The organism is Sphingopyxis sp. (genome assembly GCF_025869345.1).
In the GTDB taxonomy this organism is placed as follows: domain Bacteria; phylum Pseudomonadota; class Alphaproteobacteria; order Sphingomonadales; family Sphingomonadaceae; genus Sphingopyxis.
The window spans coordinates 24,384-42,489 of the sequence record NZ_JAOZVW010000024.1 but is presented as its reverse complement, the minus strand read 5'-3'; the positions used below and the strand labels follow the sequence as shown (position 1 = coordinate 42,489).

The window sequence follows — 18,106 nt, the reverse complement described above, 5'->3', positions numbered from 1 at the left end:
CCCCTATTTCGTATAGCGGCGGATCGCCGCGAGCAGATCGTCGCCGCCTTGCGCGCGCTCGGCGTCCGACAGGCCGGGCGCGGCGACATGCGATTGCAGATGGTCGGCAACGAGTTCGTCCATCAGCCCCGCGACGGCGCCGCGCACCCCCGCGACCTGATGCAGGATCGCCGCGCAGCCCGCCTCGCCGGCGATCGCGCGCTCGATCGCGGCGATCTGCCCCGCGATGCGCCGGGTGCGGGCGAGGAGCTGATCCTTGTTGGCGTGCGTATGCGACATAGGATACCCCCCTATCCTATATTGTAGCGATCCGGCAAGCGATCAGTGGACGATCGCGGCGTCGTACCAGTCGCCGCGCGGCGTGACCGCGATCGGCAGGCCGAAGAGGCCGGTCAGCGCGTCGCCGGTGAGCAGGTCGGCCTTGGCGCCGTCGTGCAGCACGCGCCCGTCCTGCAGCATCACGATGCGGCCGATCTCGGGCAATATCTCCTCGATGTGATGCGTGACGAGGATCAGCGTGGTGCCGCCGCGCGCGACGCCGCGCAGCATGTCGAGGAAATGGTGCCGCGCCGCGGGGTCGAGCCCCGCGCACGGCTCGTCGAGCAGCAGCGCGCGCGGCCGGTGCGCGAGCGCGCGGGCGATCAGCACGCGGCGCGCCTCGCCGGTCGACAGGCTCGCCATGCTGCGCCCGATCAGATGGGTGGCGCCGACCTCTTCGAGCGCGGCGCGCGAAGCGTCGATCATCTCCTGCGTGTAATGCTGATGCGCCCAGAGGCCGCGCGAGGCGAAGAAGCCCGAGACGACGCAGTCGAGCGTCTCGAGCGGCGGCTCGGCGTCGAAATCGAGCTGCATCGTCGTCGAGACGATGCCGAGCAGTTTGCGGAGCTCGAACACGTTCCAGCTATCCTGCCCGAAAATACGGACGTCGGCGCCATAGGCCGGATAAAGCTGGCGCGCTATCAGCTTGACCAGCGTCGACTTGCCCGACCCGTTGGCGCCGAGGATCGCGGTGCTTTCGCCGTCGGCAATGGTGAGCGCGGGCAGGTCGAGGATGCAGGTCTCGTCGGCCATGACGCGGACGTCGGCGAGGGCGAGCAGAGGAGAGTCGTCGGTCATGGCGGCGCGTTGAGCATGGCGCGGTGCGACAGGGCAAGGGGGAATTGGCGGACGGGAAAAGCCGGAAGTTGTCAAACTTGTCATTACGTCCCGGTATAATGATACCTGTCGGGCAAAAGGGGCTTGGGGCGCGGCGGCGCGATCACGGATCGAATGTGGCCGGATGAAAGTCATCGCGTCGATGCTAAGGCGGCGGGATAATGTAGGACAGGAGTTTTTGTGCAGGCGGCGGCTTTGGGGTGGGAAGCTGCCATTTTTTCTTTCGTCATCCCGGACTTGATCCGGGATCCATTCATCCGGCGCTGAGAGAATGGATCCCGGATCAAGTCCGGGATGACGATGTGAGGTATGTCCGCCTCCCGCTCGTTTCGCGGGGATGGCAAAGTTTGGAGATGCCGGGCGCCATCTTCGGTCGAAATCCGCCCGCTCATTCTCCCCTTGCCGACTCCCCGCAACACGCCTATATGCGCCCTACTTCTTGACATGGTGAGCCAGTTGGGACGTCGGGGCCGCGGGCCGCGGCGGCTATTCCCGCATGACTTTCCGGTCATCCGGTTTGGGAACTTCATTTGGTCGATTTTGACGCCCTCAACGCGATCATCGCGCCCGAAGCCGAGGCGATGGGCCTTGCGCTCGTGCGCGTCGCCTTCTTCGGCGGCGACAGCGATCCGACCTTGCAGGTGATGGCCGAGCGGCCCGACACGCGCCAGCTTACCATCGACGACTGCGCCGATCTGTCGCGCCGCATCTCCGAACGGCTCGACGCGCTGGAAGAGACGGGGAAGGATCCGATCGACGGCGCTTACCGGCTCGAAGTCTCGTCGCCCGGCATCGACCGGCCGCTGACGCGCCGCGCCGACTTCGCCGACTGGGCGGGGCACGAGGCGAAGATCGCGCTGAAAGAGAAGCGCGACGGGCGCCAGCGCTTCAACGGTGAGCTCGTCGGCATCGACGGCGACACCGTCACGATTTCGGATAAGGAAGGGGTGGAGCATCATCTGCCGTTCGACGCGATCGACACGGCGAAGCTGGTCCTCACCGACAAATTGATTGCCGCAACCGTCCCGCTCTCGACCGAGGGCGCCGACGACATGGAAGAAGAAGGACAGGACTGATGGCTACAGCCATTTCTGCCAACAAGGCCGAGTTGCTCGCGATCGCCAACAGCGTCGCCAGCGAGAAGATGATCGACAAGGGCATCGTCATCGAGGCCATCGAGGAAGCGATCCAGCGCGCCGCGCGCGCGCGCTACGGCGCCGAGAACGACATTCGCGCCAAGCTCGACCCGCAGACCGGCGACCTTCGCCTGTGGCGCGTCGTCGAGGTGGTCGAGCAGGTCGAGGATTATTTCAAGCAGGTCGACCTTGCCGCCGGCCAGAAGCTCCAGAAGGACGCCAAGCTCGGCGATTTCATCGTCGACCCGCTGCCCGCGGTCGACCTCGGCCGCATCGACGCGCAGTCGGCGAAGCAGGTCATCTTCCAGAAGGTCCGCGAAGCCGACCGCGAGCGCCAGTATGAAGAGTTCAAGGATCGCGCGAGCGAGATCATCACTGGCGTCGTGAAATCGGTCGAGTTCGGCCATATCGTCGTCAACCTTGGCCGCGCCGAAGGCGTGATCCGCCGCGACCAGCAGATTCCGCGCGAACTGATGCGTGTCGGCGATCGCGTCCGCGCGATCATTCTGTCGGTGCGCCGCGAGAACCGCGGCCCGCAGATTTTCCTTAGCCGCGCGCACCCCGACTTCATGAAGAAGCTGTTCGCGCAGGAAGTGCCCGAAATCTATGACGGCATCATCGAGATCAAGGCCGCCGCGCGCGACCCGGGTTCGCGCGCGAAGATCGGCGTGATCAGCTATGACGGGTCGATCGACCCCGTCGGCGCCTGCGTCGGCATGAAGGGCAGCCGCGTCCAGGCGGTCGTTCAGGAAATGCAGGGCGAAAAGATCGACATCATCCCCTGGTCCGAGGATACCGCGACCTTCGTCGTCAACGCGCTCCAGCCCGCGACGGTGCAGCGCGTCGTCATCGACGAGGATGACGGCCGCATCGAAGTCGTCGTTCCCGACGACCAGCTTTCGCTCGCCATCGGCCGCCGCGGCCAGAACGTCCGTCTCGCGAGCCAGCTTACCGGCAGCCAGATCGACATCATGACCGAGGCCGACGCGAGCGAGAAGCGCCAGCGCGAATTCGTCGAACGCTCGACAATGTTCCAGGAAGAGCTCGACGTCGACGAGACGCTTGCGCAGCTTCTGGTCGCCGAAGGCTTCGGCGAGCTCGAGGAAGTGGCCTATGTGCCGCTCGACGAACTCGCGGGCATCGAGGGTTTCGACGAGGAACTGGCGCAGGAGCTGCAAAGCCGCGCGACCGAAGCGCTCGACCGCCGCGAGGAAGCCGCGCGGCAGGAGCGCCGCGGCCTGGGCGTCGAGGACGATCTCGCCGAACTGCCACACCTGACCGAGGCGATGCTCGTCACGCTCGGCAAGGCCGGGATCAAGACGCTCGACGATCTCGCCGATCTCGCCACCGACGAACTGATCGCCAAGAAGCGTCAGGACAACCGCCGCGGCCCGTCGCGCGAACGCAGCGAGCGCGCCGAGGACAAGGGGGGCGTGCTCGGCGAATATGGCCTCAGCGAAGAGCAGGGCAACGAGATCATCATGGCGGCGCGTGCGCACTGGTTCGACGACGAACCCGAAGCGGCTGCGCCTGCCGAAGCGGTAGAGCCGCAAAACGGGGAGGCCGCCGATGCGGACCCCGCGCAATGATCAGCTGACCGAAACCGACCGCGCAAAGGGGCGCGGCCAGCATGTGCCCGAGCGGCGCTGCGTCATCACCGGCGAGGTTTCGCCGGCCGAGCAGCTCGTGCGTCTGGCGCTCGGCCCCGATAACAGCATTGCCCCCGACGTCCATGGCCGGGCGCCGGGGCGCGGCGCGTGGATCGGCGTCAATCGCGCCGACCTCGAGGCCGCCCGCGCCAAAGGCAAGTTGAAGGGCGGGCTCGCGCGCGCGCTTCACGAAGGCCATATCGTCATTCCCGACGATCTCGGCGAACGGATCGAGGCGCAACTGATGCGCGCGACGCTCGACCGGCTCGGGCTCGAAGCGCGATCGGGGACGCTGATTTCGGGGAGCGACAAGATCGAGCAGGCGGCGCGGCGCGGACAGGTTCGCCTGCTCCTTCACGCGCGCGACGCGGGCGAGGATGGGCGCAAAAAACTCGCGCAGGCGTGGCGCGTCGGCGAGGACGACGAAGGGTCGGGCCGCGAGGGGCAGGTCTTGCCGGTGGACCGCGGCACCCTATCTATGGCATTGGGCCGCGAGAATGCGGTGCATCTGGCGCTGACCGATGCCCGCGCCGCGGATCGGGTGCTGGCGCATTTGAGCCGCTGGCAGTTTTTCACAGGATGGAGTAGGGACGCGGCCAACCGCGATTCCGACCCGCTTGCCGCGCCAGCCTCTGGCGAGGAAAAAATTGGGGCGGCGCCAGATGGCTCCGCCGCTTCGGACGCGTTTTGAAGGAATGATGGCTTTCGATGAGTGACGAACAGGACAAACCGACCCTTACCCGCAAGCCCTTGGGGCTGAAGCGGACGGTCGAGGCCGGGCAGGTGCAGCAGCAATTCAGCCACGGGCGCCGCAATACGGTGGTGGTCGAGGTGAAGCGTCGCCGCGTCCTTGGCCGTCCGGGCGAAACCGCCCCGGCCCCCGAGCCCGAAGAAGTCGCGGCCGCGCCTGCCGCTCCGGCCCCGGCGCCCGCTCCGGCCCCGAAGCCCGCTGCGCCCAAGCCCCCCGTCGACAGCCTGATGTCGCGGCAGGAGCGCCAGGCGCAGTTGTTGCGTGAGGCCGAGGAAGCGCGCATGGCCGCGCTCGAGGACAATCGCCGCCGCGAAGAGGCCGCGCGTGCCCGCGCCGCCGAGGAAGAGAAGGCGCGCGCCGAGGAAAAGGCGAAAGCGGCCGAAGCCGCCCCGGCGCCTGCCCCGGCCGCGCCCGTTGCGGTCGAGCCGGAAGCACCTGTCGCGGCCGAAGCGCCCGCGGCCAAGGAAGCGAGCGGAGAAGCCGCGCCGCGGCCCGCGACGACCAGCGCCGCGCCCGCGCCGCGCCGCTTCACCCCGGTCGAGGCGCCGAAGCGTCCCGAACCGAAGCGCCCCGAGCCCAAGGCCAACCGCGGCGCCGACAATCGCCGCCAGTCGGGCAAGCTGACCGTCACCCGCGCGCTCAACGACGACGAGGGCGCGCGCGCGCGCAGCCTCGCCGCGCTGAAGCGCGCCCGCGAGAAGGAAAAGCGCTCGCACATGGTGTCGAGCGGCCCGCGCGAGAAGCAGGTCCGCGAAGTCGTCGTGCCCGACACGATCACGGTGCAGGAACTCGCCAACCGCATGGCCGAAAAGGGCGCCGACCTGGTGAAGGCGCTGTTCAAGATGGGGATGCCCGTCACCGTCAACCAGACGATCGACCAGGACACCGCCGAACTGCTCGTCACCGAATTCGGGCACGAGATCAAGCGCGTCAGCGAAGCCGACATCGACATCCGCCACGACGAGGATGTCGACGACGCCGCGCATCTGAAGCCGCGCGCGCCGGTGGTCACGATCATGGGGCATGTCGATCACGGCAAGACCAGCCTGCTCGATGCGCTGCGCGGCGCGAATGTGCAGGCGGGCGAGGCGGGCGGCATCACCCAGCATATCGGCGCCTATCAGGTGAAGACCCCCGACGGCAGCCTAGTCACCTTCCTCGATACGCCGGGCCACGAGGCCTTTACCGAGATGCGGCAGCGCGGGGCGAACGTCACCGACATCGTCATTCTGGTGGTGGCGGCCGACGACGGCCTGAAGCCGCAGTCGATCGAGGCGATCAACCACGCGAAGGCGGCCGGGGTGCCGATCATCGTCGCGATCAACAAGGTCGACAAGGAAGGCGCCAATCCGCAGCGCGTCCGCGAACGCCTGCTCGAACATGAGCTGGTGGTCGAGGAAATGGGCGGCGACGTCCAGAATGTCGAGGTGTCGGCGCTGAAAAAGACCGGCCTCGACAAGCTGCTCGAAGCGATCGCGGTGCAGGCCGAGATCATGGAGCTGAAGGCCAACCCCGACCGCGCCGCCGAAGGCACGGTGGTCGAGGCGAAGCTCGACAAGGGCCGCGGGCCGGTGGCGACGATCCTCGTCCGCCGCGGCACGCTCAAGGTCGGCGACATCTTCGTCTGCGGCGCCGAAAGCGGCCGCGTCCGCGCGCTGGTCGACGATCAGGGCAAGCAGATCAAGCAAGCTGGTCCGTCGATGCCGGTCGAGGTCCTCGGCCTCGGCGGGGTGCCGATGGCGGGCGACACGCTGACGGTCGTCGAGAATGAGGCGCGCGCCCGCGAGGTCGCGGCCTATCGTCAGGAACAGGCGCTCAAGAAGCGGACGGCGCAGGCGCCGGTCAGCCTCGAGGGCATGTTCTCGGCGCTCGCCGACAAGGCCAAGGTCATCGAATATCCGGTGGTTATCAAGGCCGACGTCCAGGGCTCGGTCGAAGCGATCGTCAACGCCTTGAACCACCTGTCGACCGACGAGATCCGCGTCCGCGTGCTTCAGTCGGGCGCCGGTGCGATCACCGAAAGCGACGTGACGCTGGCGGCGGCCTCGCGGGCACCGATCATCGGCTTCAACGTCCGCCCGAACGCGAAGGCGCGCGAGATCGCGAATCGCGAGAAGGTCCGCTTCCTTTACTATGACGTCATCTATCATCTGACCGACGCCATCGCGAAGGAGATGGCGGGTGAGCTTGGGCCGGAACGCGTCGAAACCGTCGTCGGCCGCGCCGAGGTCAAGGAAGTCTTCCCGGCCGGCAAGCGCGACAAGGCCGCGGGCCTGCTGGTACTCGAAGGGTCGATCCGCAAGGGGCTCCACGCGCGTCTCACCCGCGACGACGTCATCGTCTCGGCGACGACGATCGCGTCGCTGCGCCGCTTCAAGGACGATGTCGCCGAAGTGCGCGCCGGCCTCGAATGCGGTGTCGTGCTGGCGGACACCAACGACATCAAGGCGGGCGACCACCTCGAAGTCTTCGAAGTCGAACTGCGCGAACGGACGCTGTGAAGACAAGAGGGAATATCCAAATTGGACATTCCCTCTTGTTCAAAACACAGGGACTAGCTATATTTCGGCATGGAAATCCGTTTTTCCAAGCCGGCAATGCGCGCGCTTTTGCGCTCGGGCAAAAGGGAACTGATCCGGCAGAAAATTGCCGATCTGGCAAATGATCCGTTGTCGCAGAGCGCTAATGTTAAACGCTTGCAGGGTCGCCCGGAATATCGCCTTCGTGTCCAGGACTGGCGAGTCATCTTCCGGATCGATGATGGAACATTGTGGATCGACGACGTCGCACCCCGCGGTTCGGTATATTAAGGATCAAGATGATGACGGCACAGATCATCGAAATCGCCGGTCAGAAAATGGCTATGCTGCCGGTTGCCGATTATGAACGGCTTTTGGAAATCGCCGAGGACCGGGCCGATGTTCAGGCCGCCGTCCGGGCGGACGAGCGTCGTCAGGCAGGGGAAGACTATGTCCCGGCTGAACTGCTGGATCGCATCATGGCCGGAGAAAATCCGCTGCGTGCCTGGCGCCAATATCGCGGCTTGACGCAGGTGGAATTGGGGACAAGGGCCGGAGTCAGCAATTTGACGGTCTCGCGCATCGAGAAAGGCGAAAGGGAAACCAGCGTCAAAAACTGGCGCGCGCTTGCCGATGCCTTGTCCGTCGACGTCGATGATATCATGCCCCTCGACTGACATGCGCCACAAGGAACACTCCGAAGGCCCCTCGGTCCGCGTCCTGCGCGTCGGCGAGCAGGTGCGCCATGTGCTGAGCGAAATCCTCGCGCGCGGCGACGTTCACGACGATGTGCTCGCGAGTCATCCGGTCAGCGTGACCGAGGTGCGCATGTCGCCCGACCTGCGCCACGCGACGGTTTTCGTGAAGCCGCTGCTCGGCCGCGACGAGGACGCGGTGATCAAGGCGCTGCGCACCAACACCGCCTACCTCCAGCGCGAGGTCGCGCACCGCATCCGCATGAAATATGCCGCGAAGCTGAAATTCCTGCCGGACGAAAGCTTCGACGAGGCGAGCCATATCGACAAATTGCTGCGCGATCCGAAGGTGGCGCGGGATTTGGAGAGCGGTGAAGAGGCCTGAATATCTCGCCGTCGTCGTGGCGACTTTGGCGGCGATTGCCACGGCGCTGGGCGTCTCGATGTCCGGTGGCGAGGATCTTGGAACAGAATGGCACGTAGCTCGGGGCGCGCTCGATGGAGATTGCGCGAACAGCGGCGTCAATCCCGACGGCGGCATCCAGTTTATTGCCATTTGTCCGCAGGCTTCGATGTCGCCCGACGGTCGCTGGCGGCTAGTGCAGACCCCGCCTGTAGGCGCTGACGAAACGTACGATGTCTTCATCGAGACGCCGAATGGCAAACGCGTCGGCCGTGTGCCCGGCCTAAACGACCATATGCCGTTCGTCCTTTACTGGTCGCCGCGCAGCGGCTGGTTCATGGCCAATCATTGGCAAGGGTCGGGCCTGCAGCTTCCGCGCGTGTTCCAGATAACCGGCGACCGGGTTGTCGAGCACATGGGCTTTTTGAGAACGGGCGAGAACAAGGCTCGCGAAATTTCTCCTTGTCTGCCTGCGCCAAAGCGGCGGCTGTGGGTCACCGGCGATGGTCTGCGCTGGTCAAAGGACGGGCGCCGCCTTGCATGGCGATTCTACACACGACCCGATACGTGCCTCAGGGATGAAGCCGATATTTACCGCGACATCCCGGCCGAGGATCAATGGCGGCCGTTCCTGATGATTTCAGACGTGACGACGGGCGAAATTATTGATGGTTCGATACGCATATTGCCGGATGGCGGGAAGTGGTCTTTCCCTGTCGATGGCCCGTACCGGGATTTCTGATCGGGGCGACGGCTATTTCTTCCCCTTCTTGATCCCCGCCGCCACCTCGAGCTCGACCAGCGCTTCTTCCAGATAGTCGATCATCCGCTGTGCATGGGGGACGCTGCGGCGGCAGGCGGTGATGCCGAAGTCGATATTCTTGAAGTTCGACACCTGGGTGATGTTCATCGCCATGCCGTCGACCGGAATGCTCGCGGGATACATGCCGTCGAGCCGCGCGCCGTTCCAGTACATCTGCTCGCGCGGGCCGGGGACGTTCGAGATCGTCGCCGAATAGGCGGGGAATTTGTCGGCGGTGCGGGTGAGCGCGGTCAGCATCATCGGGAAGCTGGTGATCGCGGTGTAAAGCTGGATCTGCGACGCGGTCATCGCGCGAAGCTGCGCCTTGGCCGAGTTCATCGATTCCTGGATCGCCGCCATCCGCTCGGCCGGGTCGTCGATGTGCGTCGCGAGATTGGCGGTGACCGAGGCGACCGAATTGCCCGAATCGATGTCGTCCTTGGGCCGGATCGACACCGGCGCCATGGCTTTGAGGGGCTTGTCGGGCAGTTCGTTCAGCGACTGCAGATATTTGCGCATCGCGCCCGCGCACATGCCGAGCACCGCGTCGTTGATCGTCCCGTCATAGGCCTTGCCCAGGGCGCGGACGCGGTCGAGCGACCAGCTTTGCGCGACGAAGCGGCGCGCGCCGGTGATGTTGCGATTGAAGCTGGTGCGCGGCACTCCGGCGAAGGGGGTGACGAGTCCGTCGCCGCCGACCCCGAACATCGCCGCGAGATACTGGTTGAGCGCCTTCGTCACCCCGACGCTGTTGCCCCATTGCTCCTTCAGGAAATCGCCGATCGCCTTGATGTCGGTGAGGTTCGGGAGCGACGGCTTCTTCGGGGTCGGGAACTTGCGCTTGTACGCCTCATAGGCTTCGACCGACAGCGGCGAATAGGCGCGCCGTTCCTTGGGGTCGGGCGTCAGCATCGAATTGTAGAAATGGATGCTCGCCGCGCCGTCCATCAGCGCGTGGTGGACCTTTTTGAAGGTCGCGATCTGCCGGTTCGGCAGGCCCGAGATCAAGGTGATCTCCCACAGGGGCCGGGTGCGGTCGAGCAGCCCCGAATGGAGCCGCGAGGCGAGTTCGAACATCTCGCGGTAACGCCCCGGCTTCGGCAGCGCGGCGGCGCGGACATGGTAATGCATGTCGATGTCGCGGTCGGGCTCGAGCCGGATCGGGCCGTATTGGCCGAGCGGGGTGAGTTTCAATATTTCGCTGAATGGCCGCCTCAGGCCTTCCGGCTGGCGGAGCAGGGCAAGTTGTTCGTTCAGCCATTCGGTTTCGTCGACATCGTCGGGCAGCGTGTAGAGGTTGATACCGCCGATATGCATCGGCATCTCGCGGCTCTCGCCCCAGAGGAACATCGCATCGCTCACCGGCATCAGCCGCATCCGCCGCTCTCCCCACTTATGTTGCGACCTTTGCTGCGCAGCATGACAGCGGCGGCGAGCGTGTCAAGCGATGGTCGGTGCGGGTTGGGCGCGTCGTTTGCCTGGAGACCGGATCCATCTTCTTCGTCACCCCGGACTTGATCCGGGGTCCCGCTTTTTCCGGCGCTGCTGAGCGGGACCCCGGATCAAGTCCGGGGTGACGAGAAGGCAAGGGTGGTTGCACTTTTCAAACAACGCCAGCTCACACCGCATAGAAGGCAATCTCGATCGTTACCGATCCCTGCCGCTCCAGATGATGCGGAACTTGCGGCGGAATCAGCATCGTGTCGCCCGATTTCAGCAGGCGAACGCCGCCTTCTTCATCGTCCCAATGGAAGTGGATCGATCCGGCGAGGACCGACAGCAGGCCCCAGGCGCCGTCCTTGAGGTCGTGCCGGCGCAGCAGCCCGGCGGGGATGGCGTCGGCGCCGAACGGTCCGATCCGCCGGTAAGCGCGGGCGCCGGAGGGAAGCGGCGGCCCGCGCTCGGCGATCGGCGCGCTCATGGTCTAAAAGCCCGCCGTCGCCCGGACGATGACGAAGGTGACGCCGAGGAAGGCGAAGCCCGCGGGTACCGCCAGAATCTGCGCCGCGACGGTGTGGCGGTCCATCGGCCCAGTCCAGGTGTCGAGCACGCCGTCCGTGCGGTCGAGCGGCGAATCATGCTCGCGGCCCTTCTGTGCATTGAGTAGCTTCGTCGTGCCGAAGAACATCAGCATATAGAGGCCCGAGATGACGAGCATCATCACCGTCGCCGCATCGCGCCCGGTGGCGATGAAGATGCCGAGGAAGAAGATCGCATAGCAGGCGAACATCGCGTGCCAGATCGAGCGCGGCAATTGAAAGCCCGCCTGGACCCCGCTCGTTTCATAAGGGTCGTTGGAGCGATAGGGGGGCGGCGGAACGGCAGGCAGGTCAGACATCGGGCAACTCCACTTTCTTCGCGAGGGGATCGCCCTGGTCGCGGTGAACCCAGATGCCGGTGAGCAGGCTCTCGGCGATCATCCGCGCCTTGGCGCCGACATGAGGGACGGCCTCGGGGGTCGGCGCGATGGCGTGCAGCGTCTGGTAGAAGAGCCGCAGCCATTGCTGGAAATGCTCCTGCCCGATCGTCGGGATCGCCAGATGCTTCATCATCGGATTGCCGGTGAAATTGCCGGCGCTGAGCAGGATCGACTGCCAGAAGCGGTTCATCTGGCCGAGGTGCCTGGGCCAGTCGTCGATGCGCGCGTCGAAGATCGGGCCGAGCATCGCATCCTCGCGCACCGAGGCATAGAAGCGGTCGACCAGTTCGGCGATGAAGGCTTCGTCGATGCCCATCGCGCGCGCTTCGGCGCGCCGCTCCTCGCGGGCGGCGATGGCGTGGGGATGGGCCTGGACCGTTTTCGTCGTCATATCGTTCCGACTCTATATTGAGTATCTGAAATACCTCTTTAAGCGGGTTGCCGCAAAAAGCAATATCTAATATACCACTTTTATGCGGCTCAGTCTCCATAGCGATTATGCCCTGCGCATCCTGATGGCGCTGTCCGCGACCGGCCGGCAGATGTCGGTCGACGAGATCGCGGGCCAATATGGCATTTCGCGCAACCATCTCGCCAAGGTCGCGCAGCGGCTTCAGGCGCTCGGCTATGTCAGCGCGCAGCGGGGGCGCGGCGGCGGGCTGACGCTGGCGCGCGAACCCGATACGGTGATCGTCGGCACGGTGGTGCGCGAGTTCGAGAATCTGGAGGGGCTGGTCGAGTGCATGGACCCCGCGACCTCGACTTGCCCGGTGTGCGGCGGCTGCGGCTTGCAGGGCGCGCTCGGCGGCGCGCTCGCGGCCTTTCTGGCACATCTCGACGGCTATCGGCTCACCGATCTGGTGCCGCAGCCGGGGCGATTTCGCGAACTGCTCGGGGTTCCCTGATTTCCGCCTAAATTCCAATTGCGCGCGGTGCGGCCGAAGCGGTATCGCTGCCGCCATGGCCAAGCTCTATTTCTACTATGCCAGCATGAACGCGGGCAAGTCGACGACGCTGTTGCAGGCGGATTTCAACTATCGCGAGCGCGGCATGGAGACGATGCTGTGGACCGCGGCGCTCGACGACCGCTATGGCGCGGGGCAGATCACCAGCCGCATCGGCCTGCTCGCCGAAGCGCATAAATTCGACCCCGACAGCGACCTGTGGGCGGCGGTGCGGGCCGAGAATGCCGGGCGCCCGCTCGCCTGCGTCCTCATCGACGAAGCGCAATTCCTGTCGCGCGATCAGGTGCTCGCCCTCGCGCGGCTCGCCGACGAGGCGAATATTCCGGTGCTCTGCTATGGTCTGCGCACCGATTTCGCCGCGAACCTGTTTCCCGGTTCGGCGGCGCTGCTCGGCCTTGCCGATGCGCTCGTCGAATTGAAAGCGGTGTGCGAGTGCGGGCGCAAGGCGACGATGAACCTGCGCGTCGACGCGCGCGGTCGCGCGGTGGTCGAGGGCGCGCAGACCGAGATCGGCGGCAACGACCGCTATGTCGCGATGTGCCGGCGCCATTTCATGGAAAAGCGGCGCTTGGCAGCGGAGGCACTAGCCGATGCGTGACGCGCTCTATGTCGAACTTGCGGACGGCGACCTCCGGCTCGTCAAGCTCGCCGAGGCGCATCGCGAGGCGCTGGGCGCGGCGTGCGCGGCCGATGCCGACGTCTGGCCGATCTATTCGTCGAGCTTCGATCCCGAGCATTTCGACGCCGCCTTCGATGCGCTGCTCGGCAATCCGGTGCGTATGCCCTACGCCGTGTTCGCGGGCGAGCGGCTCGTCGGCATGACCGCCTGGCTCCGTCCCGACTGGTCGGCGCAAACGGTCGAGATCGGCAGCAGCTATATCCATCCCGACGTGCGCGGCACCGGGCTCAACGGGCGCCTGAAGCGGCTGATGATCGGCCACGCCTTTGCCGCCGGCATCCGCCGCATCGAGTTCCGCATCGATGAGCGCAACAAGCGCAGCCAGGCGGCGGTGGCGAAGCTCGGCTGCGTCAAGGAGGGCGTGCTGCGCTCGGAACGGATCACCTGGACGGGCTTCGTGCGCGATACCGGGCTCTGGTCGCTGCTTGCGGGGGAATGGGGAGGATAGGGTCAGCGCGGGTTCAGACTCGATCTGCTATCGCCCGCATCAGGTCGGGGACATCTTGTCCGAAGGACTCGACATGAAACAGAAACTCGCGCTCTCCCTGGCCGCCGCCTTGCTTTCCCTTTCGGCAATTGCGGCGGCCGACGAGCCCGCCGCCGCGCCGCGCCCGCTCGGCGTCGAAACCGGGATCAGCTTCCCGAGCGACGCGACGATCCGCACCTTTCAGGCCGATGATGAAGACGGCGTCTGGATACAGGACAGCCGCCGCAACTGGTATTACGCCGAATTCTTCGGCCCGTGCCGCAACATCGATTTCGCGCAGGCGATCGGCGTCGATACGCGGGGTTCGTCGCGGCTGGACAAATATGCGACGCTCCTCGTGCGCGGCGATCGCTGCGCGCTGTCCTCCTTCGTGACGTCGGCCCCGCCGCCGACCAGGAAAGAGAAGAAGGCAGCCGAGCAAGCCGCGAAGGCCGCCAAGTCGAATTGACAAGCGTGCCGTGCGTCCGCAGGGGCGCGGGATGAACGGCTGGATCATCCTCGACAAGCCCGTGGGGCTCGGTTCGACCCAGGCGGTCGGCGCGGTGAAGCGCGTCTGCCGCGAGGCGGGGCTCGGCAAGGTCAAGGTCGGTCATGGCGGAACGCTCGACCCGCTCGCGTCGGGGGTGCTGCCGATCGCGCTGGGGGAGGCGACCAAGCTCTGCGGGCGAATGCTCGACGCGAGCAAGACCTATGATTTCACCGTGGCGTTCGGGGTGGAAACCGCCGGGCTGGATGCCGAGGGCGACGTCGTCGCCACCAGCGACGTGCGGCCGACGCTGGCGGAGGTGGAGGCGGTGCTGCCGCGCTTCACCGGCCCGATCGAGCAGGTGCCGCCCGCCTATTCGGCGATCAAGATCGATGGACAGCGCGCCTATGACCGCGCGCGCGCGGGCGAAGATGTGGAGATGAAGGCGCGGGGGGTGACGAGGTAGAAGGCGAGGGGCTTTGTGAAATCACCCTCACCGCGCACGTCTCGAAGGGCACCTATATCCGCAGCCTCGCGCGCGACATCGCCCGCGCGGCCGGCACCGTCGGGCATGTCACCATGCTCCGCCGCACCAAGGCGGGGCCGTTCGACCTGTCCCAAGCGATTTCGCTGGACAAATTGAACGCTTTCGGCCAAGGGGCCGCGCAATCAGATGTCATTCTGCCGCTCGAGGCAGGGCTGGTCGACATCCCGGCTCTGAACCTTTCCCCGGAAGCGGCAGGGGCGATCCGTCAGGGTCGTGTCTGGACCGGGGTAAGCACGCACGACGGGCTCTATTGGGGACGCGATGCCGAAAATCGGCCCGTTGCCCTGATCGAGGCTTTGGCGGGAACGCTGAAAGTCGTGCGGGGCTTCAATCTTTAAGCCATGATGTTCGAGGAATGAAACTATGTCGATTACCGCCGAGCGCAAAGCCGAAGTCATCAACGACAATGCCCGTGCCAAGGGCGACACCGGCTCGCCGGAAGTCCAGGTCGCGATCCTGACCGACCGCATCAACACGCTGACGAGCCACTTCAAGGCGCACCACAAGGACAATCACAGCCGCCGCGGGCTGCTGATGATGGTCAACAAGCGCCGCAGCCTGCTCGACTATCTCCGCAAGAAGGACGAAGGCCGCTATCAGGCTCTCATCGCGAAGCTGGGTCTGCGTAAGTGACGCAATCGTTCGGCCCCCGGTAACGGGGGCCGTTTACGTATTGCGTCATCCCCGCGAAGGCGGGGATCCAGGTCGGGTTAAACCGAACTGGCAGAACTGGGTCCCCGCCTTCGCGGGGACACATGAAAAAAGGCCGCTCCCGCATCCGGCGGGACCGCCATGGGGGCATCAAAGCGCCCCGCACCGCCCCGGGCCGGACTGCCCGGACATCAGAGGCCCCGCCCGGCATAGGGCCCGGCGGGCGAAGGAAAATCCATGTTTGACGTGAAAAAAGTATCGATCGAGTGGGGCGGTGAGACGCTCACTCTCGAAACGGGCAAGGTTGCCCGCCAGGCCGATGGCGCCGTCATCGCGACGCTGGGCGAAACGGTCGTCCTGTGCGCCGTGACCGCCGCCAAGTCGGTGAAGGACGGGCAGGACTTCTTCCCGCTCACCGTCCATTATCAGGAAAAATATTCGGCCGCCGGGCGCATCCCGGGCGGCTTCTTCAAGCGCGAACGCGGCGCGACCGAGAAGGAAACGCTGGTTTCCCGCCTGATCGACCGCCCGATCCGCCCGCTCTTCCCCGAGGGCTTCTACAACGAGATCAACGCCATCGCTCAGGTGCTGAGCTATGACGGCCACAACGAGCCCGACATCCTCGCGATGGTCGCGGCGTCGGCCGCGCTCACCATTTCGGGCGTGCCCTTCATGGGCCCGATCGGCGCCGCGCGCGTCGGCTATCTGAACGGCGAATATATCCTCAACCCGACCGATGAGCAGGTTGCCGAGGGCGACCTCGACCTGGTCGTCGCCGCCACCTACGACGCGGTGATGATGGTCGAATCCGAAGCGAACGAGCTGTCGGAAGAGGTCATGCTCGGCGCCGTGCTGTTCGCGCACGATGCGTGCAAGGAAATCGTCAAGGCGATCGTCAAGCTCGCCGAACAGGCCGCCAAGGACCCCTGGGAAATGGCCGCGTCGGACGACAATGCCGCCATCAAGGACAAGCTCAAGAAGCTGATCGGCAAGGACATCGCCGCCGCCTACAAGCTGACCGACAAGTCGGCCCGCTCGAACGCTTTGAACGAAGCGCGCGCGAAGGCGAAGGAACAGTTCGTCGCCGACGGCCTCGACCCGCAGAGCGTCATGGCCGGTATCAAGCTGGTCAAGAAGCTGGAGGCCGAAATCGTCCGCACCGCCATCCTCAAGGACGGCAAGCGCATCGACGGCCGCACGACGACGCAGATTCGTCCGATCGTCGCCGAAACGCACTTCCTGCCGCGCGCGCACGGCTCGGCGCTGTTCACCCGCGGCGAGACGCAGACGATCGCGACCTGCACGCTCGGCACCAAGGAAAGCGAGCAGATGATCGACGGGCTCAACGGCCTGTCGTATCAGAATTTCATGCTCCACTATAACTTCCCGCCCTATTCGGTCGGTGAAGTCGGCCGCTTCGGCGCGCCGGGCCGCCGCGAAGTCGGCCACGGCAAGCTCGCGTGGCGCGCGCTGCACCCCGTGCTGCCGACCAAGGACGAGTTCCCCTACACGATCCGCCTGACCAGCGACATCACCGAGTCGAACGGCTCGTCGTCGATGGCGTCGGTGTGCGGCGGTTCGCTGTCGATGATGGACGCGGGCGTGCCGATCAAGCGCCCCGTCTCGGGCATCGCGATGGGCCTGATCCTCGAAGGCAAGGATTATGCGATCCTGTCCGACATCCTGGGCGACGAGGATCACCTCGGCGACATGGACTTCAAGGTCGCGGGGACGTCCGAAGGCATCACCACGATGCAGATGGACATCAAGATCGCGGGCATCACGAAGGAAATCTTCGAGGCCGCGCTGACCCAGGCCAAGGAAGGCCGCGCGCACATCCTCGGCGAAATGGCCAAGGCGCTCGGCGAAACCCGCAGCGAATTGTCGGCGCACGCGCCGCGCATCGAGACGATGCAGATCGACAAGGCGAAGATCCGCGACGTCATCGGCACCGGCGGCAAGGTGATCCGCGAGATCGTCGCGACCACCGGCGCCAAGGTCGACATCGACGACGAAGGCCTGATCAAGATCAGCTCGTCCGATCTCGACCAGATCGAGGCCGCGCGCAAGTGGATCGCCGGGATCGTCGAGGAAGCCGAAGTCGGCAAGATCTATGACGGCAAGGTCGTCAATCTCGTCGATTTCGGGGCGTTCGTGAATTTCATGGGCGGCAAGGACGGCCTCGTCCACGTCAGCGAAATCGCCAACGAGCGCGTCGAAAAAGTGTCCGACGTCCTGAGCGAAGGCCAGGACGTCAAGGTCAAGGTGCTCGAGATCGACCCGCGCGGCAAGGTTCGCCTGTCGATGCGCGTCGTCGATCAAGAAACCGGCGCCGAACTCGAAGACACCCGCCCGCCGCGCGAGCCGCGCGGTGACCGTGGTCCGCGCCGCGATGGCGGCGACCGTGGCCGCGGCGGCCGCGACCGTGGTCCCCGCCGCGACGGTGGCGATCGCGGTCCGCGCCGCGAGCGCAACGACGGTCCCGAAGATCAGGGCCATGTGCCCGATTTCCTGAAGGACTAAGCGTCTTCACCGATCGAAAAAGAAAGGGGCTGCCGTAAGGCGGCCCCTTTTTTATGGCGGCTTTGGGGTGGAGAGCGGACGGTGGCTTACCCACCGTTCGTCATCCCGGGCTTGACCCGGGATCCCGCTTTTTCCTGCGAATGAGCGGCCTTCGATCTCAAGCGGGACCCCGGATCAAGTCCGGGGTGACGAAAAGAGAAACGTCAACAGCCGGTCGAAACCCGTCATTCCACAGATTCGTGCAGAGGCGCAGAGGAGA

20 protein-coding genes and 1 pseudogene are annotated in these 18,106 nt (G+C 65.6%); 15 read left to right on the top strand and 6 right to left on the bottom strand.

The annotated features are described in order from the left end of the window. Positions 1-3 precede the first annotated feature (3 nt). Together OJI97_RS02745 and OJI97_RS02740 are read right to left on the bottom strand one after the other, a co-directional pair. Positions 4-279, bottom strand: coding sequence for a metal/formaldehyde-sensitive transcriptional repressor (locus tag OJI97_RS02745; protein WP_297660920.1), 276 nt, complete (start codon positions 277-279; stop codon positions 4-6). Between the two features lie 42 nt (positions 280-321). After that, positions 322-1,116 (bottom strand): ABC transporter ATP-binding protein, encoded by a 795-nt coding sequence (locus tag OJI97_RS02740; protein ID WP_297660918.1) that lies wholly within the window; start codon positions 1,114-1,116, stop codon positions 322-324. Between the two features lie 569 nt (positions 1,117-1,685). Here OJI97_RS02740 and rimP point away from each other — a divergent pair. The 8 genes from rimP (at position 1,686) to OJI97_RS02700 (ending at position 9,050) form a co-directional block, all read left to right on the top strand. Further along, positions 1,686-2,231 carry a ribosome maturation protein RimP gene (gene rimP, locus OJI97_RS02735; protein ID WP_297660916.1) on the top strand — a complete coding sequence of 182 codons (546 nt, stop codon included), beginning with the start codon at positions 1,686-1,688 and terminating at the stop codon, positions 2,229-2,231. Beyond that, positions 2,231-3,880, top strand: coding sequence for a transcription termination factor NusA (gene nusA / locus OJI97_RS02730; RefSeq protein ID WP_297660914.1), 1,650 nt, complete (start codon positions 2,231-2,233; stop codon positions 3,878-3,880). Before rimP ends, nusA begins: the two co-directional genes overlap by 1 nt. Beyond that, the gene (locus tag OJI97_RS02725; RefSeq protein ID WP_297660912.1) at positions 3,861-4,631 is read left to right on the top strand and encodes a DUF448 domain-containing protein; all 771 of its coding nucleotides are present in this window, start codon (positions 3,861-3,863) and stop codon (positions 4,629-4,631) included. Before nusA ends, OJI97_RS02725 begins: the two co-directional genes overlap by 20 nt. A gap of 17 nt (positions 4,632-4,648) precedes the next feature. Continuing rightward, positions 4,649-7,192, top strand: a complete 2,544-nt coding sequence (gene infB / locus OJI97_RS02720) for a translation initiation factor IF-2 (RefSeq protein ID WP_297660910.1) — start codon at positions 4,649-4,651, stop codon at positions 7,190-7,192. A gap of 69 nt (positions 7,193-7,261) precedes the next feature. After that, positions 7,262-7,501, top strand: coding sequence for a type II toxin-antitoxin system RelE/ParE family toxin (locus tag OJI97_RS02715; RefSeq protein WP_297660908.1), 240 nt, complete (start codon positions 7,262-7,264; stop codon positions 7,499-7,501). An 11-nt stretch (positions 7,502-7,512) separates the two neighbouring features. Next, the gene (locus tag OJI97_RS02710) at positions 7,513-7,887 is read left to right on the top strand and encodes a helix-turn-helix transcriptional regulator (RefSeq protein ID WP_297660906.1); all 375 of its coding nucleotides are present in this window, start codon (positions 7,513-7,515) and stop codon (positions 7,885-7,887) included. A 1-nt stretch (position 7,888) separates the two neighbouring features. Then, the gene (rbfA, locus tag OJI97_RS02705) at positions 7,889-8,290 is read left to right on the top strand and encodes a 30S ribosome-binding factor RbfA (protein ID WP_297660904.1); all 402 of its coding nucleotides are present in this window, start codon (positions 7,889-7,891) and stop codon (positions 8,288-8,290) included. Next, positions 8,277-9,050, top strand: a complete 774-nt coding sequence (locus tag OJI97_RS02700; RefSeq protein WP_297660902.1) for a hypothetical protein — start codon at positions 8,277-8,279, stop codon at positions 9,048-9,050. The genes rbfA and OJI97_RS02700 overlap by 14 nt, the downstream gene beginning before the upstream one ends. A 12-nt stretch (positions 9,051-9,062) precedes the next feature. On the opposite strand, the gene OJI97_RS02695 is transcribed toward OJI97_RS02700, so the two are convergent. The 4 genes from OJI97_RS02695 to OJI97_RS02680 all read right to left on the bottom strand — a co-directional run bounded on the left by OJI97_RS02695 (position 9,063) and on the right by OJI97_RS02680 (position 11,920). Beyond that, positions 9,063-10,487: a wax ester/triacylglycerol synthase family O-acyltransferase gene (locus OJI97_RS02695; RefSeq protein WP_297660900.1), complete on the bottom strand. Its 1,425-nt coding sequence runs from the start codon at positions 10,485-10,487 to the stop codon at positions 9,063-9,065. A 241-nt stretch (positions 10,488-10,728) separates the two neighbouring features. Next, the gene (locus OJI97_RS02690; protein ID WP_297660898.1) at positions 10,729-11,031 is read right to left on the bottom strand and encodes a DUF1971 domain-containing protein; all 303 of its coding nucleotides are present in this window, start codon (positions 11,029-11,031) and stop codon (positions 10,729-10,731) included. 3 nt (positions 11,032-11,034) lie between these two features. Beyond that, the gene (locus tag OJI97_RS02685; protein WP_297660896.1) at positions 11,035-11,448 is read right to left on the bottom strand and encodes a hypothetical protein; all 414 of its coding nucleotides are present in this window, start codon (positions 11,446-11,448) and stop codon (positions 11,035-11,037) included. Continuing rightward, positions 11,441-11,920, bottom strand: coding sequence for a group III truncated hemoglobin (locus OJI97_RS02680; protein WP_297660894.1), 480 nt, complete (start codon positions 11,918-11,920; stop codon positions 11,441-11,443). Before OJI97_RS02680 ends, OJI97_RS02685 begins: the two co-directional genes overlap by 8 nt. A gap of 82 nt (positions 11,921-12,002) precedes the next feature. Between OJI97_RS02680 and OJI97_RS02675 the strand changes: the two genes are divergently transcribed. The 7 genes and pseudogenes from OJI97_RS02675 (at position 12,003) to pnp (ending at position 17,847) form a co-directional block, all read left to right on the top strand. Next, a complete protein-coding gene (locus OJI97_RS02675; protein ID WP_297660892.1) occupies positions 12,003-12,434 on the top strand; it encodes an Rrf2 family transcriptional regulator in 432 nt (143 codons plus the stop codon). Between the two features lie 55 nt (positions 12,435-12,489). Continuing rightward, positions 12,490-13,092 (top strand): thymidine kinase, encoded by a 603-nt coding sequence (locus OJI97_RS02670; protein ID WP_297660891.1) that lies wholly within the window; start codon positions 12,490-12,492, stop codon positions 13,090-13,092. Continuing rightward, on the top strand, positions 13,085-13,621 hold the full coding sequence (locus OJI97_RS02665; protein ID WP_297660889.1) for a GNAT family protein: 537 nt from the start codon (positions 13,085-13,087) through the stop codon (positions 13,619-13,621). The genes OJI97_RS02670 and OJI97_RS02665 overlap by 8 nt, the downstream gene beginning before the upstream one ends. A 73-nt stretch (positions 13,622-13,694) precedes the next feature. Continuing rightward, complete coding sequence (locus OJI97_RS02660; RefSeq protein WP_297660888.1) at positions 13,695-14,108, top strand: DUF6491 family protein; 414 nt, start codon at positions 13,695-13,697, stop codon at positions 14,106-14,108. A gap of 31 nt (positions 14,109-14,139) precedes the next feature. Further along, positions 14,140-15,011 (top strand): annotated as a pseudogene (gene truB, locus OJI97_RS02655) (tRNA pseudouridine(55) synthase TruB). Between the two features lie 25 nt (positions 15,012-15,036). Then, the gene (gene rpsO / locus OJI97_RS02650) at positions 15,037-15,306 is read left to right on the top strand and encodes a 30S ribosomal protein S15 (protein ID WP_297660886.1); all 270 of its coding nucleotides are present in this window, start codon (positions 15,037-15,039) and stop codon (positions 15,304-15,306) included. Positions 15,307-15,561: 255 nt separating this feature from the next. Beyond that, complete coding sequence (pnp, locus tag OJI97_RS02645; RefSeq protein WP_297660884.1) at positions 15,562-17,847, top strand: polyribonucleotide nucleotidyltransferase; 2,286 nt, start codon at positions 15,562-15,564, stop codon at positions 17,845-17,847. Positions 17,848-18,106 lie beyond the last annotated feature (259 nt).

Bases quoted from the DNA above. Each gene is read 5' to 3' on its own strand.
- OJI97_RS02745 (WP_297660920.1), bottom strand. From the start codon at position 279: ATGTCGCATACGCACGCCAACAAGGATCAGCTCCTCGCCCGCACCCGG.
- OJI97_RS02740 (WP_297660918.1), bottom strand. From the start codon at position 1,116: ATGACCGACGACTCTCCTCTGCTCGCCCTCGCCGACGTCCGCGTCATG.
- nusA (WP_297660914.1), top strand. From the start codon at position 2,231: ATGGCTACAGCCATTTCTGCCAACAAGGCCGAGTTGCTCGCGATCGCC.
- OJI97_RS02725 (WP_297660912.1), top strand. From the start codon at position 3,861: ATGCGGACCCCGCGCAATGATCAGCTGACCGAAACCGACCGCGCAAAG.
- infB (WP_297660910.1), top strand. From the start codon at position 4,649: ATGAGTGACGAACAGGACAAACCGACCCTTACCCGCAAGCCCTTGGGG.
- OJI97_RS02715 (WP_297660908.1), top strand. From the start codon at position 7,262: ATGGAAATCCGTTTTTCCAAGCCGGCAATGCGCGCGCTTTTGCGCTCG.
- OJI97_RS02710 (WP_297660906.1), top strand. From the start codon at position 7,513: ATGACGGCACAGATCATCGAAATCGCCGGTCAGAAAATGGCTATGCTG.
- rbfA (WP_297660904.1), top strand. From the start codon at position 7,889: ATGCGCCACAAGGAACACTCCGAAGGCCCCTCGGTCCGCGTCCTGCGC.
- OJI97_RS02695 (WP_297660900.1), bottom strand. From the start codon at position 10,487: ATGCGGCTGATGCCGGTGAGCGATGCGATGTTCCTCTGGGGCGAGAGC.
- OJI97_RS02690 (WP_297660898.1), bottom strand. From the start codon at position 11,031: ATGAGCGCGCCGATCGCCGAGCGCGGGCCGCCGCTTCCCTCCGGCGCC.
- OJI97_RS02685 (WP_297660896.1), bottom strand. From the start codon at position 11,448: ATGTCTGACCTGCCTGCCGTTCCGCCGCCCCCCTATCGCTCCAACGAC.
- OJI97_RS02680 (WP_297660894.1), bottom strand. From the start codon at position 11,920: ATGACGACGAAAACGGTCCAGGCCCATCCCCACGCCATCGCCGCCCGC.
- OJI97_RS02675 (WP_297660892.1), top strand. From the start codon at position 12,003: ATGCGGCTCAGTCTCCATAGCGATTATGCCCTGCGCATCCTGATGGCG.
- OJI97_RS02670 (WP_297660891.1), top strand. From the start codon at position 12,490: ATGGCCAAGCTCTATTTCTACTATGCCAGCATGAACGCGGGCAAGTCG.
- OJI97_RS02665 (WP_297660889.1), top strand. From the start codon at position 13,085: ATGCGTGACGCGCTCTATGTCGAACTTGCGGACGGCGACCTCCGGCTC.
- OJI97_RS02660 (WP_297660888.1), top strand. From the start codon at position 13,695: ATGAAACAGAAACTCGCGCTCTCCCTGGCCGCCGCCTTGCTTTCCCTT.
- rpsO (WP_297660886.1), top strand. From the start codon at position 15,037: ATGTCGATTACCGCCGAGCGCAAAGCCGAAGTCATCAACGACAATGCC.
- pnp (WP_297660884.1), top strand. From the start codon at position 15,562: ATGTTTGACGTGAAAAAAGTATCGATCGAGTGGGGCGGTGAGACGCTC.